10 protein-coding genes are annotated in these 8,896 nt (G+C 41.9%); 8 read left to right on the top strand and 2 right to left on the bottom strand.

Annotation, left to right across the window (positions count from 1 at the left end):
* Positions 1 to 245, top strand: a 245-nt coding sequence (locus tag C558_RS33525) for an IS3 family transposase (protein WP_018759951.1), incomplete at its 5' end; no start/stop codon positions are given.
* A 236-nt stretch (positions 246 to 481) separates the two neighbouring features.
* On the opposite strand, the gene C558_RS35075 is transcribed toward C558_RS33525, so the two are convergent.
* Positions 482 to 1,078 carry a family 1 glycosylhydrolase gene (locus tag C558_RS35075; RefSeq protein ID WP_156826316.1) on the bottom strand — a complete coding sequence of 199 codons (597 nt, stop codon included), beginning with the start codon at positions 1,076 to 1,078 and terminating at the stop codon, positions 482 to 484.
* Positions 1,032 to 1,295 (bottom strand): family 1 glycosylhydrolase, encoded by a 264-nt coding sequence (locus tag C558_RS35070; RefSeq protein WP_156826315.1) that lies wholly within the window; start codon positions 1,293 to 1,295, stop codon positions 1,032 to 1,034. The genes C558_RS35075 and C558_RS35070 overlap by 47 nt, the downstream gene beginning before the upstream one ends.
* 63 nt (positions 1,296 to 1,358) lie before the next feature.
* Here C558_RS35070 and C558_RS0129805 point away from each other — a divergent pair, with 63 nt between their 5' ends.
* From C558_RS0129805 to C558_RS0129780, 7 genes are all read left to right on the top strand, one after another.
* Positions 1,359 to 1,883, top strand: coding sequence for a DUF4241 domain-containing protein (locus tag C558_RS0129805; protein WP_018759950.1), 525 nt, complete (start codon positions 1,359 to 1,361; stop codon positions 1,881 to 1,883).
* A gap of 28 nt (positions 1,884 to 1,911) precedes the next feature.
* Positions 1,912 to 2,607: a response regulator transcription factor gene (locus tag C558_RS0129800; protein WP_018759949.1), complete on the top strand. Its 696-nt coding sequence runs from the start codon at positions 1,912 to 1,914 to the stop codon at positions 2,605 to 2,607.
* Positions 2,608 to 2,615: 8 nt separating this feature from the next.
* On the top strand, positions 2,616 to 4,061 hold the full coding sequence (locus tag C558_RS0129795) for a HAMP domain-containing sensor histidine kinase (RefSeq protein WP_245583912.1): 1,446 nt from the start codon (positions 2,616 to 2,618) through the stop codon (positions 4,059 to 4,061).
* A gap of 101 nt (positions 4,062 to 4,162) precedes the next feature.
* Positions 4,163 to 4,930 carry an ABC transporter ATP-binding protein gene (locus tag C558_RS0129790; protein ID WP_018759947.1) on the top strand — a complete coding sequence of 256 codons (768 nt, stop codon included), beginning with the start codon at positions 4,163 to 4,165 and terminating at the stop codon, positions 4,928 to 4,930.
* Positions 4,931 to 4,935: 5 nt separating this feature from the next.
* On the top strand, positions 4,936 to 6,348 hold the full coding sequence (locus tag C558_RS34885; RefSeq protein ID WP_018759946.1) for an ABC transporter permease: 1,413 nt from the start codon (positions 4,936 to 4,938) through the stop codon (positions 6,346 to 6,348).
* A 168-nt stretch (positions 6,349 to 6,516) separates the two neighbouring features.
* Positions 6,517 to 7,338, top strand: a complete 822-nt coding sequence (locus tag C558_RS34880) for an ABC transporter permease (protein ID WP_245583911.1) — start codon at positions 6,517 to 6,519, stop codon at positions 7,336 to 7,338.
* 460 nt (positions 7,339 to 7,798) lie between these two features.
* Positions 7,799 to 8,830 (top strand): alpha/beta fold hydrolase, encoded by a 1,032-nt coding sequence (locus C558_RS0129780; protein ID WP_018759944.1) that lies wholly within the window; start codon positions 7,799 to 7,801, stop codon positions 8,828 to 8,830.
* Positions 8,831 to 8,896: the final 66 nt, after the last annotated feature.

Genomic DNA, 8,896 nt, shown 5'->3' with positions numbered 1-8,896 from the left:
AGCGATTAGAGGAGTATGGGATGATAGCAAGCCATTCTAGACGTGGAAACTGTCATGATAACGCATGTATAGAGTCTTTCTTTTCACATCTGAAGACAGAAAAGATCTATCTTACTCGCCCCAAAACAGCTGACTCGCTTTACACAGCGATTGAAGAATACATAGAGTTTTACAACCACAACAGATTTCAGAAAAAACTAAATAACCGTCCCCCGGTTGAGTACCGGGAAACGGCCGTTGCATAATCTGACTTTTTTTCACTGTCTACTTGACGGGGGTAAGACCAATTATGCGGCTTTTTATTTTTATGATATCAAGTTTTTGTCAAAACACAATGACAAGAACTTGATATCATTCCCGACTAACGGCAGCAGGCAAGTTGAAAAAAAGTCATTTTTGTTAAACTAACGGGCAGGATAGTTCAAAAGTTTTCACGAATACCCTGCTTATGGAATCATTTACAAAGTTAGCGAATATGACTTTATCGGAAATCTTCACAAATAAGGAGTTCACAATGAAGAAACTTGAGGTCACTCCTTCCCAAGTGGATCTTTGCCAAGCGCTCCGTATGCTCTGGCGGCAGCGAGTCGGGCTCGTCCCTGATTCTTCTTCTGGCTCCTCGAGGCACTCGCGCTTGATCCATACGATAGGCAAGCGCTTGCCGTCGATGCCCTTCTTCCATTTTCGATGCGTCTTTTCCTTGCCGTTCTCCTACGACACTTCCGGGACCAGGCAGCCTCACCTCGAGTTGCTTCCAGAGCGCAGACTGCTGCATTCCATAGTGAGAAATAGTAATAAGAGGTTCCATACTATTTTCAATAATTGTGCCAATTAATCGATCATAAAATGCTAATCCTTCCTCATTTGGCTCGACTTCATCTCCTTTGGGAAAAATACGCACCCAACAAGTAGATGCTTGGAAAGAGTTCATTCCTATTTCAGTTAATAAAGCTAGATCTTCTTCAAACGTATGATAAAAATCAATTCCTATTCGTTTTGGATAAATACCAACTTTATCATCTAGTGCTTCTTCAATATCTGTTGTACTGACTTCTTTGTCTTTTTTTCTTAATATCATCACGAAAACGATAGAGATCAGCGTCACGCAGTCCCTTTCCACCTTCTAAATATGCTCCTTCTAACTGGTTAGCTGTTACAGCTCCTCCCCAAAAAAATATTTGAATCTTCTTACCTTGGTTGGAACAACTGAAAATACGGTAAAAATGAAAAAGCCTTAACCCACTTGTACTCCGCCAGCATAAAATGCTAATCTCGTTAAATATAGTATTTTTCATCTTAAACTTCAGAATCTTCAAATATCAAACACCAATCCAACTACATAAAAAGGAGAACTCACCATGATCACACCTCTTGGCCAATTTGAAATGACCTCCGGAAAAATGGTTGTATCAGATCCCTGTTATGACCTGAAGGAAACAATTATTATAGGGGTTTTGGAAAATGTATTGAACGGAACCTGGAATGCTCAGGTACATAAAACAGAGTTGGGGGATTGGGGCGAAGTCTGTTCCAAGCTGATCGTTTTTCACAGCGCTTTTGCGGAGCGGCAGGACGAGCTGGCATGGATAAAATGTAAATTTATCGTTGGAGTGGACAGTGGGCAAGCAGGAATTTTTGACGTAAACAACTATCGTCTCCCTGATCCGGGGGTTCAAGAGATGGAGCCTGACATGACGGACAGCGATTGGTATTATGCTTGCTGCGATATAACGGAAAGCGAAGAAGAGGCCGGAGTTTTGGACGGGTGCGTAGTTTCGCATTCCGGTCTGGGCGATGGCGCTTATGCGGCATATTATGCTGCAAATGATCAGAACCAGGTGATCGGGGTCAAAATTATTTTTATTAAGAACGCAGATCTGTAAATTATAAACACATAGCGGAGATTAGACGATGAATCTACCAAGGAAAGTACTCGTTATTGAAGATGAACAAGACATTTCTCGTATTTTGAAAGACTACATAACGATCAGCGGATATGAGGTATTGGTTGCTGAGAACGGTCAGGATGGCTTGAAATTCATAGACACCTTGTCCCCCGATTTTATTATTCTGGATATCATGCTTCCGGATGTGGACGGGATTGAGCTTTGCCGCCAAATTCGCGAGACATGCAATACGCCGATTCTGATTTTGAGCGCTAGAGGCAGCGATACGGATAAGGTGCTAGGACTCGGATTTGGTGCGGATGATTATATGACAAAGCCGTTTTCTCTAAGCGAACTCGTCGCCAGAATTAACGCCCATTTGCGGAGAGGAAGCATGGAAAATAAGCCGAAGCAAGATGAATTGCTGCAGTTTGGGAACCTTATCATTGATAAAAGAGCCTACAAGGTAACGATTGAAGGTCAAGAAATTTCATTATCTGCCAAAGAATTTGAACTGCTGTACTACTTAGCCAAACATAAAAATCAAGTGTTCTCCAAAAGCCAGCTATTAGACGCAGTATGGGGATATGAAACATTTGGAGATGAAAGCACAATAACTGTTTATATTCGAAGATTGCGAGAAAAGCTGGAGTCGGACCCTTCAAACCCAATGTATATTAAAACGGTCTGGGGCGTTGGCTACAAATTCAGCTCGGATTAGGTCTGGGAGTGGAGAATAACATGTATGTAAGCCGTTGGTTAAAAAAGTGGATTTGGGCCGTATGTTTATGTCTTGTCATCGTGATCGGCTGTGGCGCGTACATCATATGGATCGGGAAAGAAGACAATGTTCAGACGAACTACGTCATTAATCAAGTGCGGATCAAGGTCAACGAAATGATGTTATCTCTTGAAGAAAATCATAAAGCGATCGCTACGGATACTACATTGCGACAGAACTTGCTGAAGATGAGCGAAAGTAGCGGCGTTAGCATTCTGATTGCACAGTTGGATGGCAAAGTTATTTTTAATTCCGCACCTGAGACGAAGATCGAAACCATCGATGTAAGGACTTCACTTCATTATGATTTATATGATTCGAAGGTGGATAAGGATCTTTTCAAAATTGCTTTTCCCGTCATCAGCCCAGAAACACAAACTCAAATCGGAAACGCCATTTTTACATTGCCAGCAGCACTTGTCATCCCAAAACAATCACATCAAACCATCCTTTTTCCTCTCTTCTTGATGGTGACATGTTTACTGCTGGTTTTCATTTTATTGTGGTTCCTTAGAAGGAAAATCAACAACGACACCATCCGGCCCATTCATAAATTAAAATATTATTCGGAAGCGATTCTAAAGGGAGATTACGAGCATAAAGCAGAGTATGGCCGTATGGATGAAATCGGAGAAGTATACGCCATGTTCGAGCAAATGAGGCTGGAAATCATGCATCTTAACAAACGAAGAGATGAGCAGGATAAGGCCCAGAAAGAGCTGGTATCGAATTTATCCCATGAACTCAAGACCCCTTTAACTACGATCAATGCATATCTAGAGGCCATACGTGCAGGGATTTGTCCCGATATGGATTCGGTAATGGAATATATTCAAGTGATGCAGACCAATACGCATAAAATGACCGTGCTTTTGGACGACCTGCTCCTACATGCATTAAAAGAATTAGGGCAAATTTCAGTCCATAGGACAGAGCAATACAGTAAAGAGATCCTGCTGCAAATCCTTAAGCCGATGGGTCACAACGTTCGTACGGCAGGCATTACCTTTATCGAACCAGCAGAGATTCCGAATGTGCTCATCAACGTGGACGCGAACCGACTGGAACAGGTTATTTCCAATCTCATTGCGAATGCCTTGAAGCATACATCCCCGGGAGATTCCATCCGAATTAGCATTGAACAGGAGCTGGAACAGCTCATCATCACAATCGCAGATACGGGAAAAGGAATTCTTCCACAGGACATGCCGTTTATTTTTGAACGTTATTTTAAAGGGCATGCTGGCGGTGGGGCTGCTAAAGCAAAAAATGAGGGCTCGGGATTAGGTTTGTGCATATGCAAATATATTATTGAAGCGCACAAAGGTTCGATTTCCTTTAAGAGCACGCCGGGGCAAGGAACAACCTTTTATTTTTCCATTCCATTATGCTGATTCTCCTCTTGTAATACTTTATTAATAATCTGATAAGCAGCATGCAAGAAATGCCCTTTACAATGACAAATATACTGAAATTGCAGGAGGGCTTTGAATAGATGAAAGATAAAAAAACGATGATTCATGCAGCAAACCTATGCAAAACGTACTCTACCAGCAGCGAGCAATACCATGCCATTCGCAATGTAGATATCGAAATTTACCAAGGAGATTTCACGGTCATTATGGGGAATTCCGGCTCAGGAAAATCTACCTTGATGTATCTCCTAAGTGGACTGGATAGTGTGACGACTGGAGAGGTGTATTATCAAGAGCAGCGCATCGATACCTATAGCGAAAAGAAAAAGGCGGATTTTAGGGCGCGGAAAATCGGATTTATTTATCAAGGGATTCATTTGGTGCCTGATCTCACTTTTTTGGAAAACATCGCATTACCCGGCTATATCGCCGGTAATAAGAAAAATGAAGTGAAGAAGAAGGCGCTTTCGCTGATGGAAGCGGTGCAGATTGAGAGCCTGGGCAATCGCTTGCCAGCGCAAGCTTCGGGGGGACAGCAGCAGCGGGCGGCTATTGCAAGGGCGCTCATTAACTCTCCGGAGGTCATTTTTGCCGATGAGCCGACAGGCAGTTTGAATTATGACCAAGGCGTCGCGATATTAGATATTTTAACGGAGATGAATCGCAACGGGCAATCGGTTGTCATGGTTACGCATGATATCAAAGCAGCTTGCCGGGCGGATCGGCTCATTTTCATCCAGGACGGCAAAGTTGGCGGGATTCTGGAATTTGATAAATATGAGCCTGGCAATGAGGACATTCAGGACAGAGAAAAAATCATATTTTCTTATGTGTCAGGGAAGGAGTGACTGTGATGAATGCGGTCTGGACTCTTTTCCGATCTAACCTAAGAACGAAGAAATTGCAAAACGGGCTTACTACATTGCTCATTCTGTTATCTGCGCTGATGTTGTCGACATCCGTGATTGTAATCTCAAATACACAAAATTTATTTACGGACATGCATAACCAAACGAACGGTTCTCATCAAATGTTAACTTTAGAACGTGGTCTCCATGATCCGAAACAGCTTAAGCAATGGTGGGACGAGCAGCAAGGGGTTATGGCGTCCGAACTAATGCCCTATCGAAATTTATCCGGAATTATCCATCAAGGAAAAGAAATAAATGTATACTTGCATATGATGGATACGCCGGAGCTTCCCTTTAGGGTTGATAAGCTGGTCTGGGCTCAAGGAGAAGAAAGAGGCACCCCCGAAGCTGGGACCGCATGGATACCCACTTCGCTCTCTTATTCCAACGGAATTAATGTTGGTGATAAAGTAAGCTTCAAAACAGGCCAGGGTACATTTGAGTTAAAGGTAGCGGCTGTAGTCGTGGATATCCCTTTCGGAGCTCCGTTCTCAAATACTGCCCGCATTTGGATGAACGCTCAGGATTATAAAAAGCAGTTTCAGTCCCTACAAGGAAAAGACATGTATATGATGGGGCTTCGGTTCGCAGATTACGATACAAATACACAGTATTGGAAACTCTTCGAGAAGAAGTTCGGCACCCCATACCTAGAATCTAAAAGGGAATTCGAATCGATAGGTTCATTTTATTTGATTATGAATAAAATGATCGGATTCGTAATTATTTTTCTTGGAGCTGTCATGCTGCTTGTGGCGCTATTCACGATTGGGTTCACAATTTCTGACGCGATATTGGCTAACTATCGAACGATTGGTATATTGAAAAGCTGTGGTCTATCTTCAGCTGGAATTATCGCTACTTACATATCTCAATATGCTTTGCTTTCGATTGTAGGCATTATTCCCGGATTAGCTTCCAGTCATTTTTTATCCAAAATGATTGTGGAGAGTTCCCTTTCATCTTTGAAAACAAGCCGTTCAAATCTGGCGATGCAAGGCAATTTCATGGCTATAGCAGTGGGAATATCCGTATTTCTCCTTGTCATTTTATGCGTGTTGATTTATGCCAATAAAACCTGTTCTATACAGCCTGTGCAAGCGATCCGATATGGCATGTCTGAAATGGATAACAGTAAGCGGACAAGACGTTTACGTTCTAATAAAACACACCTGATTGGATTCGATCGTTTTCCCGTTATGCTCGTCATTGGGTTTCGTAATGTTCTGAAAAATGTAAGAGGTTCTCTCTTAATGCTCGTTCTTACAACGATTACGTCAGCCGTCCTTGTATTCGGATTTGTCTTATTTTACAGCATCATTTCCGTGCCGAAGACGGCGCCCTTATGGGGATAGGACAATTCCAACATCGCTGTAACCGTCTTACATGAATCGGCTTTTTCGCACGATCGATTTGAAGAAGACATGCGGTCTGACCCCAAAATCAAAAACTTCGGATGGATTACATATATTTCGGGAGTGATTGCCTCAGCTGAGAACCCCGGAACTGCGGACGCACCATCCATGAATGTAAATATAGACGTCGCTGGTGAGAGTTATGAGCAATTTGGATATTCCACATTAAAAGGAACTAACCCCCACCACAAAAACGAGATAGCTATTGGAGTCAATGTATCTAAGAAGCTGAATAAAGACATTGGTGATGTCGTGGAAGTATACATCTATGGGAAGAAGCAGTCCCTTATTGTTACGGGGATTTATCAATCCATCGCCAACGCGTCTTATTCCGCAAGGATAACAGCCGATGTGATCTCAGGGGGGGATTTCGGCAACAGCAATGAAGGAATGTATTTTATCAATGTGCATGATAGCAGTCAATCCGATCAAGTCGTACGCGAGATCAATGAGAAATATAAGGAAGGTCTCGAAGCAGTAACACAGAAAACGTCAATCGATTCTGTATTTAAAGTGGCCGTTGGACTACTTATTTTGCCGATGAGCATCATGGGACTGATATTTATTGTAGTCACTTGCATCATCATCTACAGTACTTGCCGTATCGATATTAGAAAAGAAAGCAAAACCTATGGCATATATAAATCGATTGGCATGCCCGCAAATCGAATTCGAATGTCGGTAGCCTTGGGAATCGCGGCTTTATCCGTCATCGGGACGATCATCGGCATTTGTGCCGGAATTTATGCCCTTCCGATCATACTGGAACAAACCCTGGCCAACTACGGGATTGTTAAACTCCCCCTTGTTATGAACTGGAGCGGTATTCTTCCTATTGCCTTCGTCAGTATCGTATCTGCGGTGTTTGGTTCCTGGTTATCAACGAGAGTGATTGCCAAAACAGCCCCTAGAATTTTGGTGATAGAGTAGAGTTGCAGAAATCATATCGGGTTAGATCGCGCCTGCGTTCTGACCCGATTTTTCTTGGATTATCTAAATTCGGCTAACGAAACTGGGAGCGTTATAGCAGCGAAAAAGATATCGATTTAAATCTAACGAAACTACATATCGTTATATGGACGAAATATGGCCTAAAGAACCTCTATTGTGATTTTGTTGCGAAACCACTGGATGAGAATTTCAACACTTCCCTCGTCTCTACACAGCTACGACTACGACTTAAGGTGATAATGCAATTAATTAAACTAACGGGACACTATAGCTTAATAAAAAACTTAAACGCGGCTGCCGGCATGTATCGGCAGCCGCGTTGTGCTAACGGGCAGAAGAGCGTAGTGGTTATATTTAAGAATATATCCTTCTTTTTCCTATTAAAATCTAGAATATGGTAATATAAATAGACACGATTGTAATATAGTAGAGGTGATTTATGGAATTATTTAAGAATATCGATTTTAATATTTCGGAACAAGGTATCAGTTCCATCGAAAAGATTATCATCGGTGACGTCAAACAGAGCATCTTAATACAGACGGAAAAACCGGGCAGTCCTGTCCTACTTTTTATTCATGGAGGTCCTAGTATGCCGGTTCCTGGTGTTTCAAACCGTGGCTCTGATTATGCATTGGTGACGACTACCAAAGAACTAATCAAATATTTTACCGTTGTTTTTTGGGATCAACGTGGAACAGGGAAATCCTATTCCAGAACTATTGCGAAAGAAACCATGCACTTAAAACAATTCATCAGTGACGCCCGTGATGTCACGGATTATTTAAGAAATCGATTCAATCAAGAAAAAATACATCTTGTTTCCCATTCTTGGGGTAGTATTATCGCCTTGTCCCTCGCCTATAAGTATCCAGAAAGATACTATTCCTATACTGGATTTTCACAAATCACGAATTGGGTTGAAAATGATAAACTAAGTTACAAGTGGCTGCTAGAAAGAGCAAGAGCGACCAATAATAAAAAAGCATTACAGGAACTTTCCGCCGTAGGCGAACCCCCGTATTTGGAAAGCTTTAAGCAATGGGGGGTTATTCGGAAATGGCAGTTTAAATACAACTCTATGTTTCACGACGCAGGCGATAACAAGTCTGTTACGTTCTTTACGGGTCTTAAAATCATGTTACGTTCGCAAGATTATTCTTTTATGGACATTTACAATTCTCTTGTTCGAGGATTCAAACTCTCGTATACAGAAGAACTGTTACATGACATCAATACATTTGACTTTTTCACGGAAATTCCATCGTTACAAATACCTGTCATGTTTATACACGGAAGCAAAGAAAAGCATGTCATGCCCGAACTCATCACTTGTTATTGCGAAGCACTCGATTCTCCAAAAGGAAAAAAGTTGTATTGGTCGGATAAATCTTCACATGCTTTTCACCTTGATGACGCAAGAGAAAATGAGCAAAGACTTATTCAACATTTACAGGCTAATACGCCATAGAGATCCCGATTTATTAATAACAACAGTGTTTATTCGCCAGCATAGTATGAGTCCGTTTGTTCAACT

It is taken from the genome of Paenibacillus terrigena DSM 21567, assembly GCF_000374845.1.
GTDB classification, from domain to species: Bacteria; Bacillota; Bacilli; order Paenibacillales; family Paenibacillaceae; genus Paenibacillus_K; species Paenibacillus_K terrigena.
This window is presented reverse-complemented; position numbering and strand designations above follow the sequence as displayed.

What these genes read in the sequence shown, in the direction of transcription:
- C558_RS35075 (WP_156826316.1), bottom strand. Translation starts at nt 1,078, where the DNA reads ATGATATTAAGAAAAAAAGACAAAGAAGTCAGTACAACAGATATTGAA.
- C558_RS35070 (WP_156826315.1), bottom strand. Translation starts at nt 1,295, where the DNA reads ATGAAAAATACTATATTTAACGAGATTAGCATTTTATGCTGGCGGAGT.
- C558_RS0129805 (WP_018759950.1), top strand. Translation starts at nt 1,359, where the DNA reads ATGATCACACCTCTTGGCCAATTTGAAATGACCTCCGGAAAAATGGTT.
- C558_RS0129800 (WP_018759949.1), top strand. Translation starts at nt 1,912, where the DNA reads ATGAATCTACCAAGGAAAGTACTCGTTATTGAAGATGAACAAGACATT.
- C558_RS0129790 (WP_018759947.1), top strand. Translation starts at nt 4,163, where the DNA reads ATGAAAGATAAAAAAACGATGATTCATGCAGCAAACCTATGCAAAACG.
- C558_RS34885 (WP_018759946.1), top strand. Translation starts at nt 4,936, where the DNA reads ATGAATGCGGTCTGGACTCTTTTCCGATCTAACCTAAGAACGAAGAAA.
- C558_RS34880 (WP_245583911.1), top strand. Translation starts at nt 6,517, where the DNA reads ATGAATGTAAATATAGACGTCGCTGGTGAGAGTTATGAGCAATTTGGA.
- C558_RS0129780 (WP_018759944.1), top strand. Translation starts at nt 7,799, where the DNA reads ATGGAATTATTTAAGAATATCGATTTTAATATTTCGGAACAAGGTATC.